This window comes from Pseudomonas sp. PAMC 25886 (assembly GCF_000242655.1).
Lineage (GTDB): Bacteria > Pseudomonadota > Gammaproteobacteria > Pseudomonadales > Pseudomonadaceae > Aquipseudomonas.
On record NZ_AHHC01000083.1, the window covers coordinates 213,075 to 231,367 of the forward strand.

Annotated in this window: 18 protein-coding genes; 10 read left to right on the forward strand and 8 right to left on the reverse strand. The window is 54.7% G+C overall.

Features of this window, described 5'->3' with window-relative positions:
* Positions 1-46: 46 nt before the first annotated feature.
* Positions 47-946 carry a DMT family transporter gene (locus MUM_RS0127550; protein ID WP_010176265.1) on the reverse strand — a complete coding sequence of 300 codons (900 nt, stop codon included), beginning with the start codon at positions 944-946 and terminating at the stop codon, positions 47-49.
* Positions 947-1,043: 97 nt separating this feature from the next.
* On the opposite strand from MUM_RS0127550, the gene MUM_RS0127555 reads away from it, so the two are divergent.
* The gene (locus tag MUM_RS0127555; protein WP_010176266.1) at positions 1,044-1,892 is read left to right on the forward strand and encodes a LysR substrate-binding domain-containing protein; all 849 of its coding nucleotides are present in this window, start codon (positions 1,044-1,046) and stop codon (positions 1,890-1,892) included.
* Here the strand turns inward: MUM_RS0127555 and MUM_RS0127560 are convergent.
* On the reverse strand, positions 1,889-2,785 hold the full coding sequence (locus tag MUM_RS0127560; RefSeq protein ID WP_032882292.1) for a LysR family transcriptional regulator: 897 nt from the start codon (positions 2,783-2,785) through the stop codon (positions 1,889-1,891). The genes MUM_RS0127555 and MUM_RS0127560 overlap by 4 nt on opposite strands.
* A gap of 97 nt (positions 2,786-2,882) precedes the next feature.
* On the opposite strand from MUM_RS0127560, the gene MUM_RS0127565 reads away from it, so the two are divergent.
* Positions 2,883-3,548: an NADPH-dependent F420 reductase gene (locus MUM_RS0127565; RefSeq protein WP_010176268.1), complete on the forward strand. Its 666-nt coding sequence runs from the start codon at positions 2,883-2,885 to the stop codon at positions 3,546-3,548.
* A gap of 114 nt (positions 3,549-3,662) precedes the next feature.
* Complete coding sequence (locus MUM_RS0127570) at positions 3,663-6,590, forward strand: HD domain-containing phosphohydrolase (RefSeq protein WP_010176269.1); 2,928 nt, start codon at positions 3,663-3,665, stop codon at positions 6,588-6,590.
* Positions 6,591-6,679: 89 nt separating this feature from the next.
* Here MUM_RS0127570 and mqo read toward each other — a convergent pair whose 3' ends face one another.
* A complete protein-coding gene (gene mqo / locus MUM_RS0127575; RefSeq protein ID WP_010176271.1) occupies positions 6,680-8,326 on the reverse strand; it encodes a malate dehydrogenase (quinone) in 1,647 nt (548 codons plus the stop codon).
* Positions 8,327-8,819: 493 nt separating this feature from the next.
* Between mqo and MUM_RS0127580 the strand changes: the two genes are divergently transcribed.
* Positions 8,820-10,007 (forward strand): MFS transporter, encoded by a 1,188-nt coding sequence (locus tag MUM_RS0127580; RefSeq protein ID WP_010176272.1) that lies wholly within the window; start codon positions 8,820-8,822, stop codon positions 10,005-10,007.
* Positions 10,008-10,108: 101 nt separating this feature from the next.
* On the opposite strand, the gene MUM_RS1000000134835 is transcribed toward MUM_RS0127580, so the two are convergent.
* From MUM_RS1000000134835 to MUM_RS1000000134515, 4 genes are all read right to left on the reverse strand, one after another.
* Positions 10,109-10,330 carry a hypothetical protein gene (locus MUM_RS1000000134835; protein ID WP_010176273.1) on the reverse strand — a complete coding sequence of 74 codons (222 nt, stop codon included), beginning with the start codon at positions 10,328-10,330 and terminating at the stop codon, positions 10,109-10,111.
* Positions 10,331-10,461: 131 nt separating this feature from the next.
* A complete protein-coding gene (locus MUM_RS0127590) occupies positions 10,462-10,827 on the reverse strand; it encodes a DUF6124 family protein (RefSeq protein ID WP_010176274.1) in 366 nt (121 codons plus the stop codon).
* Positions 10,828-11,372: 545 nt separating this feature from the next.
* Positions 11,373-12,476 (reverse strand): hypothetical protein, encoded by a 1,104-nt coding sequence (locus MUM_RS1000000132865; protein ID WP_141629560.1) that lies wholly within the window; start codon positions 12,474-12,476, stop codon positions 11,373-11,375.
* Between the two features lie 564 nt (positions 12,477-13,040).
* Complete coding sequence (locus MUM_RS1000000134515; protein WP_158000318.1) at positions 13,041-13,217, reverse strand: hypothetical protein; 177 nt, start codon at positions 13,215-13,217, stop codon at positions 13,041-13,043.
* A gap of 70 nt (positions 13,218-13,287) precedes the next feature.
* On the opposite strand from MUM_RS1000000134515, the gene MUM_RS0127610 reads away from it, so the two are divergent.
* The 6 genes from MUM_RS0127610 to MUM_RS0127625 all read left to right on the forward strand — a co-directional run bounded on the left by MUM_RS0127610 (position 13,288) and on the right by MUM_RS0127625 (position 17,537).
* Positions 13,288-14,322 carry an RNase LS family HEPN domain-containing protein gene (locus MUM_RS0127610; RefSeq protein WP_029616128.1) on the forward strand — a complete coding sequence of 345 codons (1,035 nt, stop codon included), beginning with the start codon at positions 13,288-13,290 and terminating at the stop codon, positions 14,320-14,322.
* A complete protein-coding gene (locus MUM_RS0127615) occupies positions 14,319-14,687 on the forward strand; it encodes a type II toxin-antitoxin system RnlB family antitoxin (protein ID WP_010176276.1) in 369 nt (122 codons plus the stop codon). The genes MUM_RS0127610 and MUM_RS0127615 overlap by 4 nt, the downstream gene beginning before the upstream one ends.
* A 437-nt stretch (positions 14,688-15,124) precedes the next feature.
* Complete coding sequence (locus tag MUM_RS0127620; protein WP_010176277.1) at positions 15,125-15,334, forward strand: hypothetical protein; 210 nt, start codon at positions 15,125-15,127, stop codon at positions 15,332-15,334.
* A 213-nt stretch (positions 15,335-15,547) separates the two neighbouring features.
* A complete protein-coding gene (locus MUM_RS1000000133635) occupies positions 15,548-16,333 on the forward strand; it encodes a TIGR04255 family protein (RefSeq protein WP_081480142.1) in 786 nt (261 codons plus the stop codon).
* Positions 16,334-16,335: 2 nt separating this feature from the next.
* Entirely contained in the window at positions 16,336-16,857 is a 522-nt protein-coding gene (locus MUM_RS1000000134380) for a hypothetical protein (RefSeq protein WP_141629561.1), read from the forward strand.
* A 326-nt stretch (positions 16,858-17,183) separates the two neighbouring features.
* Positions 17,184-17,537 carry a hypothetical protein gene (locus tag MUM_RS0127625; RefSeq protein WP_010176278.1) on the forward strand — a complete coding sequence of 118 codons (354 nt, stop codon included), beginning with the start codon at positions 17,184-17,186 and terminating at the stop codon, positions 17,535-17,537.
* Positions 17,538-17,564: 27 nt separating this feature from the next.
* On the opposite strand, the gene MUM_RS0127630 is transcribed toward MUM_RS0127625, so the two are convergent.
* The gene (locus MUM_RS0127630; protein WP_141629562.1) at positions 17,565-18,113 is read right to left on the reverse strand and encodes a hypothetical protein; all 549 of its coding nucleotides are present in this window, start codon (positions 18,111-18,113) and stop codon (positions 17,565-17,567) included.
* Positions 18,114-18,293 lie beyond the last annotated feature (180 nt).

Consider the following 18,293-nt stretch of genomic DNA (forward strand, 5'->3'; position numbering starts at 1 on the left):
TTGCTGAACCCGCGGGCAGACGGCAGGTAAAGAAAAACTGACCTTTTCAAGAAGTACACGCTGCAGCCGGTTGTTTCAGCCGCACCAGAATCAGCCCTGCCACCACCACGGCGATCCCTAGATACGTGGATGCATAAATCACGTCGCCAAACATCAGCGCGGCCCATACCAATGTCACGGGTGGCTCCAGGTACACCAGCGCCGCCACGTGGGTGGCCGTCATCACCCGCAACAACATCCACAGGCTCAGGTAAGCCAGGAAGGTAGAAAACACCGTCAGCCAAATGATGGAGATCAACACGTCGGGAGCCCGAGGAATGCTCAGCGTATCGGTGTATAGCACTGCGGCGGCAAAGCCGATCAAGGTCAATAACGACTGGATAAACAACGCCAGGGCAAGGTCGCCGGACTGAACCTGGGCAGACCGTCGTTCATACAGCGTGGCCACAGTCAGCCCCAGTGCCGACACCAGGGGCAATAAGTACATGACCCACCCGACGTCGGCCCCGCTGTTGCGGTATTGCCCCGAGATCACAATCGATACGCCGGCAAAACCGATCATCAACCCCAGCCACTGCCAACCGCCACTGCGCTCGTTCACGCTGCCCGATGACAAAGCCGCCGTCATCAACGGTTGCAAGGCCGCGATGATCGCTGCAATCCCCGGCGGCAAACCGTTCTGGATCGCCACATAGACACAGGTCAAATAGAGAAACTGCGAGAGAAAGCCGATCACCGCGTGATGGCGGATCCGGGCCCGGGAAACCTTCAGCAGCCGCACGTTCAAAAACAGCGCCAGGCACACAGACACCAGCAAAAAACGCCAGAACAGCACGTTGAACACACCATCACTCCGGGCCGCCAATTTGGCGCCGATAAAGCCCGAACTCCACGACAGCACGAAGACTGTCTGTAACAGCAGCAGCCCTAAGGTCGATCGCTTCATTGAGCCTCCGGTTCGCGTGATTGACCGAAAGGCTAAGTGCTGCGCATGATTCTGTATATTTGAATAAGCCGCACTACTAATCCATAAAAGTGGAATTATGAGCAAGCAACTGAACATCGACCTGTTGCGCACCTTCCACGCGGTGGCCCGCTTCCAGCGATTCAACGAAGCCGCCAATCACGTGCACCGCAGTGCTTCGACCGTGACCACCCAGATTCAAAAACTCGAAGACCAGGTCGGCCAACGCCTGTTCAACCGCAGCAACCAAGGGGTTGAGCTGACCATGTACGGCAAGAAACTCCTGGGTGAAACCACCGAATTCCTCAAGAGCCATGACCGCTTGCTGGCATCCCTCACGCCGCAACGCATGCAGGGCAAAATCCGCCTGGGTCTGCCTGACTCGTACGCGCCGGATTTCATGCAGGACTTCCTGCCCCGCTTGGTCGCCGACAACCCACTGCTGGAATTGGAGGTGGAAGCACGCTCCAGCGGCGAACTGTTGACCTTGTTCGGCAGCCAGCAGCTGGATCTGGCCCTGATTGTCAGCGCCCAGCCGTTGGAACAAGGCGAGCGCCTGGGAGAGATCCAGCCGTTGTGGGTCGCCGCCGAACACTTCAGCTCTCCACCGCAGGCGCCGTTGCCGATTGCCGTGCAACTGACCGGCTGCCCTTATCGCGCCGCGGCGATTCGGGCGCTGAAGGAGCACGGCACTTACTATCGCGTGCTGTTGGAAAGCGCGAGCTCACCCGCCGTTGAAGCGTGCATCCGCAGTGGCATGGCGGTGGGGTTGGTAGAAGAAAGCCGGATGGGCAAGGGATTGACGCGGCAGATTGCGGGGGTTGAATTGCCGCCATTGCCGGTGCATCACCTGTACCTGCTTTGCGACAGCAGCAACCTGTTGGCGCTGCATGTGTATGAGCAGGTCAAAACCGGCTTCAGCGTCTAGGGCGGGCCGAAACGCAGCAGTACCGCCTCGACGAATTGCCGCAGCTTGGCGGTGCGCTGGCGGTTCGCGGTGTAAAGCAAATGCATCTGTCGGCTTGGCGCTTCAAATTCCGGCAGCACGCGCACCAGCTCGCCGCGTTTCAGGGCCGAGCGTAAAAAATCCTCAGGCCCCAGCACAATGCCAAAACCATCCAGCGCTGCAGTCATCAAGGCCCGACTCTCATTCACGTGCAGGCGACTGGTGACCTGCGCCTTGTGCAAGACGGCGCCCTGGTAGAACGACCATTCGCGATCGACCGGGCGCGACCAGTAGGCGTATCCCAGGCATTCGTGGTGTTCAAGGTCTGCGGGAATCAGCGGCGTGCCGCGCTCGGCCAGGTATTTCGGTGCCGCGCAGACCACCAGGCGGTAGGGCTGCAGCGGCCGGGCGGTGAGGCTGCTGCTCGCCAGAGGGCCGATACGGAACGCCACTTCGTAGCCCTCCTCCACCAGGTCGACAAACCGGTCGGTCAGGTGCAGGTCGATTTCCACCTCGGGGTTGTCCCGTAAAAACCCGGTCACCAGTGGCATCAGGCTGTAGGAGCCAAAGGTCACCGGGGCGCTGATCTTGAGCGTGCCCCGCGGCGTGTCATGCATGATCTGGGCGAGGGAGTCCGCCGCCTCAGCCTCTGTGAGGATGTGTTTGCAGCGCTCGTAGTACGCGCTTCCCAGCTCCGTCAGGCTTTGCCGGCGGGTGGTGCGGTTGAGCAAGCGGGCACCCAGCCGCTGCTCCAGGGCCGTCACATGCTTGGCCACCATCTGCGGCGACATGCTCAAGCGCTCCGCCGCACGGGCGTAAGAACCGAGCTCGGCAGCCATCACAAAGGCACTCATGCTTGAAAGGCGGTCCATCATTCACCACTCCCAGTAACAACACCAAGACCAGAACGGGCATTTATCCTCATCCAGTAGCCAATCATCATAACCACTCTCTCAACCCAGGAGCACCGACATGAACATTGGCATCATCGGAGCAGGCTTTATCGGACGTGCCGTTGCGCAATTGGCATTGGCAGCCGGCCATGAAGTGATGTTGAGCAACTCCCGTGGCCCCCAGACGATGAGCAGCGTGGTGAGCGGCATTCGTGGCGTTCAAGTGGGCACGGCGCAGGAAGCGGCTGAATTTGGCGAACTGGTGCTGCTGGCCATTCCGTTCGAGCATTACCCCAGCGTGCCGGCGCAGTGGCTGGAAGGCAAAATCGTGATGGATGCCAACAACTACTACCCGGATCGCGATGGGCGCATTCCTGTGCTCGACCGTTTTGAAACCACCACCAGCCGGCTGGTGGCCGAGCACCTGTCGCAGTCGACAGTGGTGAAGGCGTTCAACGCCATCCGTGCGCCAGAGTTGACCCAGGATGCCCGCAGCCGCGGCGCACCCGACCGGCGTGCGCTCCCGGTGTCGGCGGATGATCCGGTCGCCAAGGCGCACGTGATCGCGTTGCTGGACGAGTTTGGCTTCGACGCGGTGGACGCCGGCGGGCTGGATGAAAGCTGGCGGTTTGAACGCGCCAAGCCTGCGTATTGTGTTGCGCTGGATAAGGAGGGGCTGAAAGCGGCCTTGTCGGCAGCAGAGCGGGAGGTCGAGTTGCCGCCCGTGGAAACGCCCAAACGCTAAACCCTGGAAAAAAGGCCGCCGGCCGTTCTCGGTTCGGCGGGCCTCCACGCACTCCTGGCCCCGCAAATACGACCTATAGTCACACGACGAGCAATTTCGAAGGATTGCTGCAAAATGCCATCTCGTCGCGTTCCCCTTTACGTGCATATTTCCTACCTGTTCGTCGGGTTGCTGCTGCTCTTTGCACTGATCAACCTCAGCTATCAATTCCTCCAGACCAAGCGGTTCATGGCCGATGAAGCGCGCTCGCGCTTTGAGATCGCCGGGCAACTCACCCTCAAAGAGCTGCAAAGCCTGTATGGGCCCGCCGAACTCACCGTTGGCCTGCTGTCACAGCAACGGCTGATGAGCGCCACCACACTGGATGCACGCCTCGACAGCCTCCCGTTTCTGGTGACGATGCTGAAGGCGCAGCCGGCGGTCCGGGGTGTTTACATGGGGTATGGCAATGGCGACTTTTTCATGTTGTTCCGCGGGAATGAAAACCCGACACAGGACCCCACGCTTGCGCCGCCACCGGGTACCGCCTGGACCCTGCAGAACATCCAGGCACAGGGTGGCAGACCCGTCGGCGAGTACCTTTATCTGAATGCCGACCTGTCCGTCATGGAGCGCCGGCCCGACCCCACCACTCAGTTCGATCCCCGTACACGCAGTTGGTACACAGGCGCGAAATCCGCAGGAGCCTTATTTGTCACACCGCCCTACCCGTTTTTTGGAACCGAGGAGGTGGGCGTCAGTTTTGCTCAGCCTACGCAAAATGGTGCCGGGGTGGCTGGCATCGATATCAGCCTGCACTCGATCGACCAACTTTTGCTGTCGACCAAAATAACCCCGGGTTCACACCTGACCGTACTCAATACAAAAAACGAGGTGATCAGTTCTGAAAAAGGCTCGCGGCTGATCGCCACCGGGAAGGGTGAAAATCGCCTGGCGCATCTTGATGAGTTGAGCCTGCCAGTGACTCGACAATTTGTGGCCGCGGCCACCGCACAGCGCAGCGACCAATTGAGCCTCAGTACTGCCGATGGCGAATGGCAAGGCATGCGTGTTGAACTGCCGCTGGCGGGTACGCAAAACCTTTCGTTATGGATGACCACGCCGTATCGGGAGCTGATGGCCAGTGCCATTGCCACCCGCAATCACGGCTTGTTCATCTCCCTGGCGTTTCTGGCCGTGAGCATCCTTGTGGCCCTGGCAATGTCCCGGGCGGCATCCCGGCCGTTGGCGGCGTTGACCCGGCAAGCCACACAGATAGAACAATTCAACTTCGAGGCCTCCGCCCCGGTTAAATCGAACATCGCCGAAGTCATCGACCTGGCGCACGCCATGGACAGTATGAAATCCACCATTCAGCACTTTCTGGAGCTCTCGAGAGTGCTGTCCAGCGAGACTAACTTCCAGAACCTGCTGGCGCGTTTGTTGATGGAAATGCAAGGGACCACCGGGGCTAAAGGCGGCCTGATCTATCTGGCTGATGCCAATGCCAGCCACTTGAAAGTGGCGCGAGTGCGTTGGGGCAATGAGTTACAGGAAACAGCCGGGGATAAGCCGGTTGAACTGGACGATAACCCGAGCCACCCACTGGTACGGGCGCTCAATACGCCACAGGCGAAGCCTGAGCGGTTAAGCCGCGAACAACTGCAGACTCACTTTGGTTTTCTGGGGGATATCCAGACGTCACTGACGCTTTGGGCTTTACCGCTGAAGGACCGGAGTGGCCTGTTACTGGGCGCCCTCGTGTTGCTGGTAGACGAGAACGAACGCCGACTGACGCCCTCGCTCATGGCCTTCGTCGAAGCACTGTCGAGCACCGCCGCCATTGCCCTTAACACCCAACACCTGATCGACGAGCAGAAGACTTTACTCGAGTCGTTTATCCAACTGATTGCCGGCGCGATCGATGCCAAGAGTCCCTACACCGGCGGCCACTGCCAGCGCGTACCCGAGCTGACCAAGATGCTTGCGCACGCGGCCTGCAATGAAAAAGACGGGCCACTCAAGGATTTCGCACTCAATGAAGAGCAATGGGAGGCGTTGCATATCGCGGCGTGGCTGCACGACTGCGGCAAAGTCACCACGCCCGAATACGTGGTGGATAAAGCCACCAAACTTGAAACGCTGTACGACCGCATCCATGAAGTGCGGATGCGCTTCGAGGTGCTCAAGCGCGACGCCGAACTCGATTACTGGAAGGGCATCGCTGCCGGCAGCGCAGCCGAAACACTGCACACCGAACTGACTGAAAAACTCGCGCAACTGGATGACGATTTTGCCTTTGTTGCCCAATCCAATATCGGCGGAGAGTTCATGGCACCGGACCGCGTCGAACGCATGCAGAAACTGGCCACCTGCACATGGCGGCGAACACTGTCGGATCGTATCGGCATTTCCAACGACGAAACTGCCCGCAAACAACGCTCGGCCGAGGCAGCGCTTCCGGTGATGGAGCCCTTGCTGGCAGACCGTCCCGACCACTTGTTCCCGCGCAGCAGCCGCGACACCCTGGGTGACGACAATCCCTACGGCTTCAAGGTCAAGGTCCCGGAACACCTCTACAACCGTGGGGAGCTTTACAACCTGTGTATCGGCCGCGGCACCCTGACCGAAGAAGAGCGCTACAAGATCAACGAACACATCATCCAGACCATCAGCATGCTGGAAAAACTGCCGTTCCCGCGCCACCTCCAGGACGTCCCGGAAATAGCCGGCGGTCACCACGAAAAAATGGACGGCAACGGCTACCCGAAACGCCTCACCCGCGAGCAAATGAGCTGGCCGGCACGCATGATGGGGATCGCGGACATCTTCGAGGCATTGACCGCCGCCGACCGGCCCTACAAAAAGGGCAAGACGCTATCCGAGGCGATCAAGATCATGGTGGGCATGAAAAAAGACCAGCACATCGACCCGGAGATTTTCGACCTGTTCCTGCGCTCGGGCATCTACCTTGAGTACGCCAGGCGTTACTTGCCCGACGAGTTGATTGATGCCGTGGATATCCAGCCCTACCTGGACGTGAACCGGACTGAAGACGCTTGATCCGCAGCCAACAAAAAGCCCGCTGACCGTTACCGGTTCAGCGGGCTTTTCACATCGGCGGGGTCCTGAGTCAGGACCTCACCCACGTCTTACAGTGCGAGGTCAGAAGCGGGCTTGCCTGGCTCAGCCGCAGGCTTGGCAGCCTCGGTGGCTTTAGGCGCAGTCAGCTGCGGAATCGCTGGTGGAGGCGTCAGCTGCAGAATGTTGGCGGTGTAGGCCCATTCTTTAGCCACAGCTTCAGGGCTGTCGTTCAGCTTGGTGCCGTAGCTCGGCACGATTTGGTGCAGCTTTTCCTGCCAGGCCGGGGACGCAACCTGTTCCTTGAACACTTTCTGCAGCACGGTCAGCATGATCGGAGCCGCGGTGGACGCGCCTGGCGATGCACCCAACAGGCCTGCAATGGTGTTGTCGGCGGAGCTGACCACTTCGGTACCGAGTTTCAGGACGCCGCCCTGCTCTTCGTCACGCTTGATGATCTGCACGCGCTGACCGGCTTGCCACAGGCGCCAGTCTTCTTTCTTGGCGTTCGGGAAGTACTCTTGCAGTGCCTTGAAGCGGTCGTCATCCGACAGCATCAGTTGGCCGGCGAGGTACTCGACCAGTGGGTATTCGCGGATACCGACTTTGGTCATTGGCCAGATGTTGTGGGTGGTGGTGCTGGTCAGCAGGTCCAGGTACGAGCCTTCTTTCAGGAACTTGGTCGAGAAGGTGGCGAATGGGCCAAACAGAATCACGCGCTTGCCATCCAGCACGCGGGTGTCCAGGTGCGGAACCGACATCGGCGGTGCGCCAACCGAAGCTTTACCGTAGGCCTTGGCCAGGTGCTGCTCGGCAATCGTTGGGTTATCGGTCACGAGGAACGAACCGCCCACAGGGAAACCGGCGTATTCCTTGGCTTCAGGAATGCCCGACTTCTGCAGCAGGTGCAGTGCACCGCCGCCGGCGCCGATGAACACGAACTTGGCGTCGGTTTCAGTCTTGGTGCCGTCTTTCAGGTTTTTGTAGCTGACACGCCAGGTGCCATCGGCGTTCTTGGTGATGTCCTGCACTTCGCTCGACAGTTTCAGGTCGAACTTCGGCGTAGTTTGCAGGTGAGCGACGAACTGGCGGGTGATCTCGCCGAAGTTCACGTCGGTACCGATCGGGGTCCAGGTGGCCGCGATTTTCTGGTTCGGGTCACGCCCTTCCATCATCAGCGGGACCCATTTCTTGATCTGCACCGGGTCTTCGGAGTATTGCATGCCGGCGAACAGCGGGCTCGCCTGCAGCGCTTCATAACGCTTCTTCAGGAACTTGATGTTGTCATCGCCCCACACAAAGCTCATGTGCGGTGTGGAGTTGATGAACGAACGCGGGTTCTTCAGGACGCCCTGCTGAACCTGCCAGGACCAGAACTGACGGGAGATCTGGAACGCTTCGTTGATCTCGACCGCTTTCGGGATTTCAACGTTGCCGTTCTTGTCTTCCGGGGTGTAGTTCAGCTCAGCCAGGGCCGAGTGACCGGTACCGGCGTTGTTCCAGCCGTTGGAGCTTTCTTCGGCCACGCCATCCAGGCGCTCGACCATCTCCATCGACCAGTCCGGTTGGAGCTCGTTGAGCCACACACCCAGGGTCGCACTCATGATGCCGCCGCCGATCAGCAGCACATCGACTTTCTTTGCCTCTTCCGCGTGAACGGAGGTGATCCCCATCGACAAAGCCAGCCCCAGCAGGGCAGTGTTTACTTTTTTAAACATCAGTAGCACCTATGATAGAACGCCATCCGCCCCACTGCCCCTGATCATGGGCAACCCTCAATCACGCTGCGCCAGGCAACGCACCGCGGGGTTTGCACATTCATTCGGGGACCGCAGGGTGGGCACACAAGGCCGACGTATCGACCTCACTTTTATGTCCCTTCTGCGCTGACTTCTTATCATTATTGGCTTCAGCTACCTGGGCGACAGCCAACCGCCGGGACGTATACGGGTGTACGCACCGGAGAAAGACTAGACCAAGACGGCGCGCAGAATATCACGGCAAACCGCCGATATGCGCTGTTTGGCCAATTGACAGCTCTAAATCGCGGGTTTTAACGCGACAGTGTCAAGCCTGACAGGCGCGACGTGGCGTCACAGGCCGTTTGATGAAACTGAACTCTGCGGCAAAAGGCTGTTCTAGACACCTTCGCCGCTGCTTGCGTAGCATCGGCGATTGTCCTTCGTGCACTTCATCCAAACAGAGTTACCCATGACTATCCAGCAAACACCCGGGCACGTGCTGCCCGCGCGCAGCGCCGCCAAAATGGAAGCTGCCATGGCCGTGGGCGCCTTCGCGATCGGCACCGGCGAATTCGCCATCATGGGCCTGATGCCCGACATCGCCCACAATTTGAACTTGAGTGAACCCCAGGTCGGCCACGCCATCAGCGCCTACGCGTTGGGCGTGATGGTCGGCGCCCCGCTGCTGGCCATCCTCGGCGCCAAACTGCTGCGCAAACACATGCTGCTGTTGCTGATGGGCCTGTATGCCCTGGGCAACCTCGCCACCGCCTTCACCCCGACTTTCGGTTCGCTGGTGGCCTTCCGCTTCATCAGCGGGCTGCCCCATGGCGCCTACTTCGGTATTGCCGCCGTGGTCGCCTCCAGCATGGTGCCCAACGACAAACGCGCCGGCGCCGTAGCCCGCGTGATGATGGGCCTGACCCTGGCCATGCTGCTCGGCAACCCCATCGCCACCTTCCTCGGCCAACACCTGGGCTGGCGCTCGGCGTTCGCGCTGGTCAGCGCCATCGCCGTGTGCACCATCGCGCTGGTCTGGCAATTCGTACCGGATCGCCACGACGAACCCCGCAGCGACCCGCGCAAAGAACTGCGCGCCTTCACCAAACCCCAGGTGTGGATGGCGCTGTCCATTGGCGCTATTGGTTTTGCCGGGATGTTCTGCGTGTTCAGCTACCTGGCGCCGACCATGCTCGAAGTGACCAAAGTCTCGCCGCAGTGGATTCCATTCGGTCTGGCCGCGTTTGGCGTAGGCGGCATCATCGGCAACATCGCCGGCGGCAAGCTGTTTGATCGCCTGCAATTTCGCGCCGTGGGCTGGATTATGGTGTGGTCGATGGCCGTGCTGATTTTCTTCACCTTCGCCGCGAGTTCGCTTTGGGGCGTACTGCTGGGCATCGGCCTGGTCGGCACGATGATCGCCATGGCCGCGCCGCTGCAAATCCGCTTGATGGACATTGCGCATGAGGCACCGAGCCTGGCGGCGGCGTCCAACCACGCGGCGTTCAACCTGGCGAATGCGCTAGGCCCGTGGTTGGGTGGGATGGCGATTACAGCGGGGTATGGGTGGACCAGCACGGGCTATATTGGCGCGGCTACGGCGCTGGTTGGGTTGGGTATTTACCTGATCGCACGGCGTATGAAGGGCGGCCGCTAACGGCACACCTCCAAAGCCCACCCACGATCCAATGTGGGAGCGGGCTTGCTCGCGAAAGCGGTGGGTCAGTCAATGAGTAAATGACTGCCCCACCCGCTCAGTCAGTCATCATGCATCAACCCCGAACCATATTCCCCGTAACTGCTCCCAAGCGCACTGCCTCCAAAATTCATCTTAGCGGCCTTGCTGGGGCTATGGTCCCCAAAGGCCTGGCATCCCCCGGTGAAACAAGGGTCGCTGCTCACGTCCGACGAACCCGTCGAACAAGCGCTCAACAGCAACGCGCCGGCAACCATCACGACTTTGACGAGGTTGGAGATCATTTTTCAGTTCCCTGTGGGATGGAGGCACGGAGGTCCTCTCTTGAAGAGGATCGTAAACCTCAAAAGCGCAGGGAATTATGAAACTTTGCGGGATGACAGGATGGGTTCAGGTTGCCGCCTTGGGTTAGGCGTCAGGCTGTGACGGCGCTGGCCGCAGGCGCGACTTGCTCCAGGGCTCGGTCAACGAGTAGAGCACTCAGGTCGATTAGCTGCTGGATGCCCAGGACGATGGCGCGGTGAGGTTCTTCCAGGTCGAAAGCCAAGGTTGCAGCCATTTGGTTGGCGGATTCCAGGTTTTCGGCGGCGTTGGCTAGAAGGGTTTCGGTGTCTATGTCGGGGCTGACGAGGAATAGATTGCTGCTTGGTTGCCCGGCGGGTACGTCGTCATCGGATGACGGCAAGTAGTGATGGATAGCGCGCTGAGCCGCTGCTTGAAGCTTGGCATCAGTGGGTGCGGTATTTGAGGCGTGAGGCGGGTTCGGTGTGATTTTGTACATGGCGAAGCTCCTTAACTATTCAGGAACTGCCAATCTCACTTCCACATGAGGGTGGCAGCTGTACGCAGGTGTGGAAGACCAGGGCTAAGGACCCGGCGCACCGAAGTGCCCCGCGCACAGCCGCCATAACACATGATACAGGCGTAAAAAAAAGCCGGTAGGTGTTTATAGGCGATTGCGTCTTAGCTGGTACGGACTTCCACATCCGGCCGCTGGTTTTCCAGCGGTTTGAGGAGGTTAGCGATGCGAGGTCTGAGGGGCAAGCTGAGAAAAGTGTGGGAAATTTCTCAAGGAATACTGGAGAGTTCCATGGTCTGCCCCCGCATCATCACCATGAAAGACGTCGTACAGATCCGTTTGTTCCGCTGATTGCGAAGAACTGCAGCAAAATCGAGCGAGTGATCCGCCGTGACATAAATGTCGCTGCTACCGAGCAAAGGGCAGCTTGCATACTGCACCGTCCAAGTGCACCGATTGGTTGATCCTCTGCCCGAGCAGTTTCTCACCAAAGAAGAAATTAATTGGACGGGGTTATTTGACCCTAATCATTTCCACTCAAGGCCTGAGCTATCGAATTCGAAGACCCTGCTGCCCTCTTGGTAAAAATCGGCCTCGATGTAGATTTTTTCGGACTTCCGAGCTTGGGCAACGAACGACGACGCACTGCTGATGAAAAGTAAATTGGAGCTGTGGTCATCAGGCTCGCTGGCTGACATGCGCAGAGCATTGCCCTTAGAAAATCTGACGCGTACATCGCAGTCATCGTATCCACAAACAAACTGACCTTTCTCGATAGCTACATACACCGACGTGCCCCACCGTGGATGCTTACGGATAGTGAGTGTGGCTCTTTGCACGCCGCTGTACGGAAACTTGAAATCCACGGTATTCAACGACGAAACGTACGCCCGCCGCACTGGTTTTCCGGACATATTGTCCTCACCATCAGAGTAGTTCCAGGTTAACCCCATGCTTCGCCGAAGAGCCTTTTCTGCTGCAGCTTGTTCTCGGGCTTCCGCTTCTCTGGTCTGCTGAGTAGCGAGCCTCGAGAATTTATCAGCATTGGCCTGGTAGGTATGGTCGATAGCGGCTAGTTGGGCGTAGGTGTCTGCAAGACTTTTGTAATCGCCCTGCTTGATGCTCGCAATGGACGCGAGGAGAGTCGATTTCGTTTGCTGCTTTTCAACCTCAGCCTTTTGCCCCGCGACCTTCGATAGCGCTTGGTCAATCTCAAAGCTGCCAGCATTACCGTACTTAGCGCCCAAGGCGGTGGCCCCGGCGTAATCCTGCTTGTCGGTCAAGGCATTCATCTCCGCTAGGATTGCATCTTTGTTAGCGGAAACGTAATCGCGCTTTTCCTTCAAGGCCTGCTCCGCCTTCTGCTGGCTGACTATCGCTTGCTGAGCAGATCGCTCGGCGCGATCAGCATCCAAAGCCTTGTTGCTCGTGTAGAAAAAAAGACCAAAGCAAACCAAGGCAACGACAGTACGGCCACCTGGTGTGATGGTGATATTGGTTTTGTCTTTGATCAGTCTGTTGATCTTTGGTACGAACATGCTGGCTGCGAGAAGCATGATCAAACCAGACAGGAAGCTGGTGAACATAGCGCCTAGGGCAACAATTAAGAAAACCGCAAACAGCAGCCACATCGCAAACGATCTGAAAAACCCGACAACCCTTGAGTCTGCCACTGCTATCGCTCCCTGATCAATTGTCAAGGAACATATGCAATAGCACTGTGCCAGTCAACGCAATACCGACAACTGACCTACCGGCAAAGCACTATAAGTACCTTCAAGATAGAACTCTAACGATCAACACCCCGCCCCTCCTAACCCATTGCTGATAAACCGATCACCCTTGGCATTCTCCATGCCAGATCCAATACCCTCAGACACAGATCACCGCGAGACCTACCCCGCCGCTTCTCCGTGGCCCCCATGATGGATTGGCACGGCTAATTCTACAGGCCTCGAAACACCAGGCCTCCAGCGCCATCAAGAGACGTACGTACCACTTTCGTGCCACCCATCTCCTTTTACCCAGCCGGGACAAGCGACTTTCCTCTCGCTTCGTCAGCACACGCACCTGTCGCCAATCCCCGTCACTTCTTACAAGCGTTGGCATGTGGGTAAAAAAGACCTGCGGGAGAGTGTCTCTTCATCATCTGCATGAGTAAGTGGCAAAGCGCTCGGCTGACCCATCTACGGGAGTTACCCTTTTTCGATAACCAACACCCGGCCTTTGCCGCGCTCGTCCAGGTGCAGCACTACGGAAAAAAATCCATTTAGCCCGCAGGCGAGGTGGGCGGACGACGGCGCAAGCCGTTTTACAATCTCGAAATCAGATGGAAGGACTACCTCCCTAATGCAATCAAAAAGCCACATCATGTATAGTCACTCCTTTTTGCCGATCCGTTGACGATAAACGGTCGGTGGACCTTGTTCATGGATGGCTTCGATGGCTAAAAACCCGTTTCAGAAAATTGCGTTGCAATCACAGCAGATACCAGATTGCTTGGCGCGTAACGGTGCATCAGTTGTCGGCATAGACACATCGAAAAACAGCCCCCACATCTATGAATACTTACACAAAGAAATCCCCCACAAATTCAGTTTATTTATTTTGGGAAATGGAACATTCACTATTGGCCAATGCACTGGCTACTGCAAAGAAACCTTCAAATTTTTTGCGGAAAAAATAGTCAGTGAGTGCGCGGGTGACGACACACCGTTTAATTATTCGAAATCAAATCTTGCTAATCGCGCTCAAGAGATAATTGATTATCTCCTGCACGAAGGTGCTTTAATTGAAGAAGATGTAGCTGATGCAACTGGCCGCCGACTTCGCATGAGAGGGCCACAGAGAGACACGCTCACAATAAAAATACATAGAAACGACACAGTTCAGTTTCAAGGAAAGCGCCTAGATCTTTCAACTAAGCTATCTGACTTTTTAAGCAATATCTTATCTTTAGATGACGTCCTACGGAGTCAAATAGAGATTTTTTCGGTTGCCCTAACGGTTTCAGAAGTAAAGGACGAACTCGCAGAGAGAATTCCTGCGGCATGCTCATATATTAGTGAAGCTGTCAGAATCCAGCTCTCGGCAGCGCTGACTCTTACTAAAGTCGAATTAGATATCGAAGACCACTCCTATATAACTTTTCCGGCATTACGAGGCTTGGAAGGTTTTCTAAAGGATGTCCTCAGAGCTGCGGGTTATCAAGTGCAGCCGAAATTGGGCTTTGGAGAGTATTTTGATGAAGGGAAAATGCGACGTGATCAAGCTAACCATGCCGGAGTTGTGAAAGCAAAAGTTCTGAACCAATGCTATCTTTACTGGTCAGACCAACGACATCGGCTTTTCCATATGGATAGCGTTGACACTCAGACAACACGGCGCTTAGATGCGAATGAGGCTAGGAGCGTCGTTACGCATGTGTTCGAACTGGTGGAAGCATCTTCACGAGCCCTACTTTGCGAGCAGCCATGAAAAACTACCTATGCACCTTGACTAACACTCCATCTCCTGACTTGAGGGCGGTCATTTTCGCGACAAGCCCACAGAGTCCTTTTGACGAAATAAAAAATATCGAGAAGCAACTGTGCAAAAGCAAGATTAAGGGAAAAATTCTTTTTGATATGCTTTTGGCAAACGGCTCAAAGATCAATAGATTCTTCATCGCTGAGTTTGATGGCAATCATATTTCATTACAATCATTAAAGAATGCTGACGACAAGTACTCCTCCTTCTCTAAAGTTTGCGCTGCGACTCTGAGTGAGCACACCGAACAACTTGACGACTCATTGCTGACCAACGCAATGAAATATGCACTAAAAATCGGCACACCCTTTTAGGACAAATACATCAGGGTCAGACCACATATAACCCCAACGCCCCAAAGATGACAACTTCACTTAGCACAGGCTCTCGCGTCGCAGATCAACACCCAGCCCGTCTCTGAACCATTCCTGATAAACTGTCACCCTTCGTATTCTCCATCCCAGATCCCAATGCCCTCAGTCATAGCTCCACCGCAAGCCCTCTCCCGTCGCTTCTCTGTTGCTCCGATGATGGATTGGAACGCCTAAACCTACAGGCCTCACAATACGGGCACTACAGCGCTGCCCTTAATCGGCCGTACCACTTTCGTACCAAGTAGAACATTCCCGAGCACCCACGCTGCCTTATGAGTGAACGACCGCCTGGTAACGAGCGAGGGTTATCAAAATATCAAATCTAAGCCGCTCAATGCCGCTGCTATGCTCAAACCAGTCTGATGCAGGAGCCGACAATGGCACACGAATATTCTTTGGTAGACGTGCTTGAAAGGATGTACCTCAACCAACTGGCCCTAGAGGCAGCGGTCATGGAGCTGACGCTATGGGTAGAGCAGCAAAACGGCTCGGAGGCCGGGGAGAACGCGCGAGGTGCGCTTCATGCCATTGGTGAAAACTCAGGCTTTGTGAAACAGGGACTAGCTCGATTGAGAAGACGCGAATAACTCCCGTGAATGGCGATGAGCCACAAAGACTTTTCCCGTGAGTCATTCGGACGATGAAAGCCAAACGACCGTAAATTAAGGAAAATCTTTGCCAACTTGAACGAATAGCTTGATTTTTTAGGGCAGGTGTGGCTGATTTCGCCTAGGATACTGACAGCACTTAGATTCCGTGCAATCATAGCCACCTTTTTTGTACCTAGCGACGAGTACCTCATGAGCGCAAGTTGGAAAGCTGACGAATTAGTACTTACGCGGTCTGACAACCAGAATCGCTTCAAGCATAACTTTTTGAAGCAGGCTGTTTGCGAATTACGATTTCCGACGCTAATTGAGCTGGGCGAACAACGCCCACCTTCCTCATTTGTGAAAGCGCTTCGTAAAGACTATCCAATCCTGGAGATGAATAATGAATTTACTCTCGGCGTCGGATCAAATAGCGCAGGCTCCAGCAATGTTCACGTATTTAGATCTGCTAAGTCGAACTGGAACATTTCTTTAAAAGAAAATAGCATAGCGATTGAAACAACTACTTATTCTGGATTTAGCAATCTACGAGAAAGAATCCTTCAAGTCATAGATGCTGCAGAAAAAATAATTGACTCGGACTTTTTCACTAGAATTGGGCTTCGATATATCAACATACTGAAAACCTCAGATGAAGACATAACAGCCTGGGTCAACCCACTATTGACGGCATCTATTACCTCCAGACATTTCATTGGCATTAATGACTTTGGGGGAAGAATGCAGCTATTGGCTGACGATGGGGGTTGCCTACTCCAACATGGAATTCAACTTAACCATGGAAATCCGGAACAGCCAGTAAGACCTAGTTATTTAATTGACACTGACACTTATCGTACCGAAGTCTTAGTGTCAGATGCCTTGGACGCAGTAGATGTGATGCACCGCCAGGCATTTGACATTTTCGACTGGTCGATTACTGAGAAAGCTAGAGAGTTCCTATCAACGGACTTAAGATCTAGAAAAGGGGTTTAAATATGGAATATTACGTAGACGTCGCCCCCGTTCCTTCTCCTTCGATGTTTTATACGTCGCAAGCACCATTGAGGTCTAATCCTCCAGCGAGCAACTCGATCTTTGGCGCAACTCAGTTTTTAGCCACAGCATATCCTGGCACGAACTCTGCTAATCGAAACATTGAATCGTTCCAAAAACTCGCCAAAACCACCAGTCAACTTGACTCAACGTTATTGGTACCGAAGGCTGTTGATTGCGCTCCCTTCCGCGCTTTGGGCAACGAACATCAAGTCAGCGCCAAGGATATAGAAGTCAGTAAGATTGCGGAATCACGCATAAGACTCCTTGCAATAAAATACGCGAACGACTCTGTGTCAGCAGAAATGATTGCACGACTAGAAATTCTTAACTCTAGGCTTATCGAAAAATCCCCAAGAGTTACGGCGGAGCAAATTAGCCACTTGGAAAGTTCTATAGATTCAATAAAGTCAGTTGAGCAATCGAGATTGAATCGCGCCCAACGCCTAGGACTATCAGTTTGACAATCACAGTATTTCAATACCCAAAGTCAAAGCATTCAAGATCCTTGACGCCTAGACTATTCAAACGATATCAAACCTATAAACGCTATTTGCAGCACGAATTCTCAAGAACGTGCGTTTATTGCCGTCAACCAGACAGTAGCGCCCCAAACCTGAACTTTGGCGTTGATCACTATAAACCTAAAGGCATCTTAAAATTTGCCGGACTGGTTTGTGACTATCAAAATCTGTACTACTGCTGCGGCAGCTGTAATTCACGAAAAAACAATGATTGGCCCACAGACGAAAAGAAAGGGCCTTACATTGTTAACCCCTGTGACTACATAATGAGCAAGCACCTAAAATTTGATGCAGCCAATGGCACAATGCTCACCCACTCAAAGTTTGGCAAATATACCGAAGAACTACTGCAACTCAACGAAAACACACAGGTAGAGTTCAGAAAAACCACTCTGCACGCATTAAAAATCACCACAAAAGAATTGGCCTCTCTTCACGACCAACAAAAACAACTTTCCGATTTTCTTAAAGCAAATAAAATCTCACTCGACGATTACGAAAAAGAAATAAAGGACATAGATGAAGACATCAAACTAACAGAAACATTAATTCAAAACCTAACAGGAACAAAACCTCCACTTCCTCTTAAGAAAGAACGCTTCGGCGTCGCATTGTCTTAACACCAATAAAACAACCTAAACTTTCCACTAATCTGACGAGCTGAACGCGAAGGGGTACTCCCACGCGCATTCATCCATTAGGCGATCAAAAAGTTTTTGCTGATTTTCTAATTCCTTGTGGTTAGCTAAATCTAAATAATAATTCAGTCCGGCGTGCTCATAATAAATTATCCATTCGCCTGTCAACGCCCCTCTATTTCTTCTCGCTTCAACCCCGCCATAGACGAGTGCATGTGCCACACGGTTGGCCTTAGCCTCCCAGTACTTTTCCATATCCGTATCATCCTCGTCCGACATCAATACTTCATGTAGCTTCATCTTCAGCAGTCCCTGCTTCACTGCGTAATCGCCGAACCATTTGTTCAAGATGTTCTGGGGCAGATGCTTTGCGTCAAAGTAATGCTTGTGCCAGAACCGTCCTAAAATGGGACCTCTGAATTTTTCAGCTGCTTTTGTACCCGTAGGCCGACTTGTCGATAGTTTTTCAAGCAGTGCGATCTCATCTAATACCGAAAATTTATTGATCGTTCTGAGCGATGCACAGTATTGAAGCCGTAATGCTAGGCACTGGCTCATACGATGCGCGTAGGACTCTGATAGGCATACGTTTTTTTTAAGCAGTAGGGATTCGTATCGATGTAGTAAGGGCATAAATTTTTCCCTATAGGTTTTTTGCGACGTCTAAGCCCAAGTACGCGCTGAGTCAAATCAGTTTCTACAACATCCGATCTGAAAGGAATCCCCACCTTATCTGCG

What these genes read in the sequence shown, in the direction of transcription:
- MUM_RS0127555 (WP_010176266.1), top strand. Translation starts at nt 1,044, where the DNA reads ATGAGCAAGCAACTGAACATCGACCTGTTGCGCACCTTCCACGCGGTG.
- MUM_RS0127610 (WP_029616128.1), top strand. Translation starts at nt 13,288, where the DNA reads ATGGCTAAAAACCCGTTTCAGAAAATTGCGTTGCAATCACAGCAGATA.
- MUM_RS1000000133635 (WP_081480142.1), top strand. Translation starts at nt 15,548, where the DNA reads ATGAGCGCAAGTTGGAAAGCTGACGAATTAGTACTTACGCGGTCTGAC.
- MUM_RS0127550 (WP_010176265.1), bottom strand. Translation starts at nt 946, where the DNA reads ATGAAGCGATCGACCTTAGGGCTGCTGCTGTTACAGACAGTCTTCGTG.
- MUM_RS1000000134835 (WP_010176273.1), bottom strand. Translation starts at nt 10,330, where the DNA reads ATGATCTCCAACCTCGTCAAAGTCGTGATGGTTGCCGGCGCGTTGCTG.
- mqo (WP_010176271.1), bottom strand. Translation starts at nt 8,326, where the DNA reads ATGTTTAAAAAAGTAAACACTGCCCTGCTGGGGCTGGCTTTGTCGATG.
- MUM_RS0127615 (WP_010176276.1), top strand. Translation starts at nt 14,319, where the DNA reads ATGAAAAACTACCTATGCACCTTGACTAACACTCCATCTCCTGACTTG.
- MUM_RS1000000132865 (WP_141629560.1), bottom strand. Translation starts at nt 12,476, where the DNA reads ATGTGGCTGCTGTTTGCGGTTTTCTTAATTGTTGCCCTAGGCGCTATG.
- MUM_RS1000000134380 (WP_141629561.1), top strand. Translation starts at nt 16,336, where the DNA reads ATGGAATATTACGTAGACGTCGCCCCCGTTCCTTCTCCTTCGATGTTT.
- MUM_RS0127630 (WP_141629562.1), bottom strand. Translation starts at nt 18,113, where the DNA reads ATGAGCCAGTGCCTAGCATTACGGCTTCAATACTGTGCATCGCTCAGA.
- MUM_RS0127570 (WP_010176269.1), top strand. Translation starts at nt 3,663, where the DNA reads ATGCCATCTCGTCGCGTTCCCCTTTACGTGCATATTTCCTACCTGTTC.
- MUM_RS0127620 (WP_010176277.1), top strand. Translation starts at nt 15,125, where the DNA reads ATGGCACACGAATATTCTTTGGTAGACGTGCTTGAAAGGATGTACCTC.
- MUM_RS0127625 (WP_010176278.1), top strand. Translation starts at nt 17,184, where the DNA reads ATGAGCAAGCACCTAAAATTTGATGCAGCCAATGGCACAATGCTCACC.
- MUM_RS0127590 (WP_010176274.1), bottom strand. Translation starts at nt 10,827, where the DNA reads ATGTACAAAATCACACCGAACCCGCCTCACGCCTCAAATACCGCACCC.
- MUM_RS0127565 (WP_010176268.1), top strand. Translation starts at nt 2,883, where the DNA reads ATGAACATTGGCATCATCGGAGCAGGCTTTATCGGACGTGCCGTTGCG.
- MUM_RS1000000134515 (WP_158000318.1), bottom strand. Translation starts at nt 13,217, where the DNA reads ATGATGTGGCTTTTTGATTGCATTAGGGAGGTAGTCCTTCCATCTGAT.
- MUM_RS0127560 (WP_032882292.1), bottom strand. Translation starts at nt 2,785, where the DNA reads ATGATGGACCGCCTTTCAAGCATGAGTGCCTTTGTGATGGCTGCCGAG.
- MUM_RS0127580 (WP_010176272.1), top strand. Translation starts at nt 8,820, where the DNA reads ATGACTATCCAGCAAACACCCGGGCACGTGCTGCCCGCGCGCAGCGCC.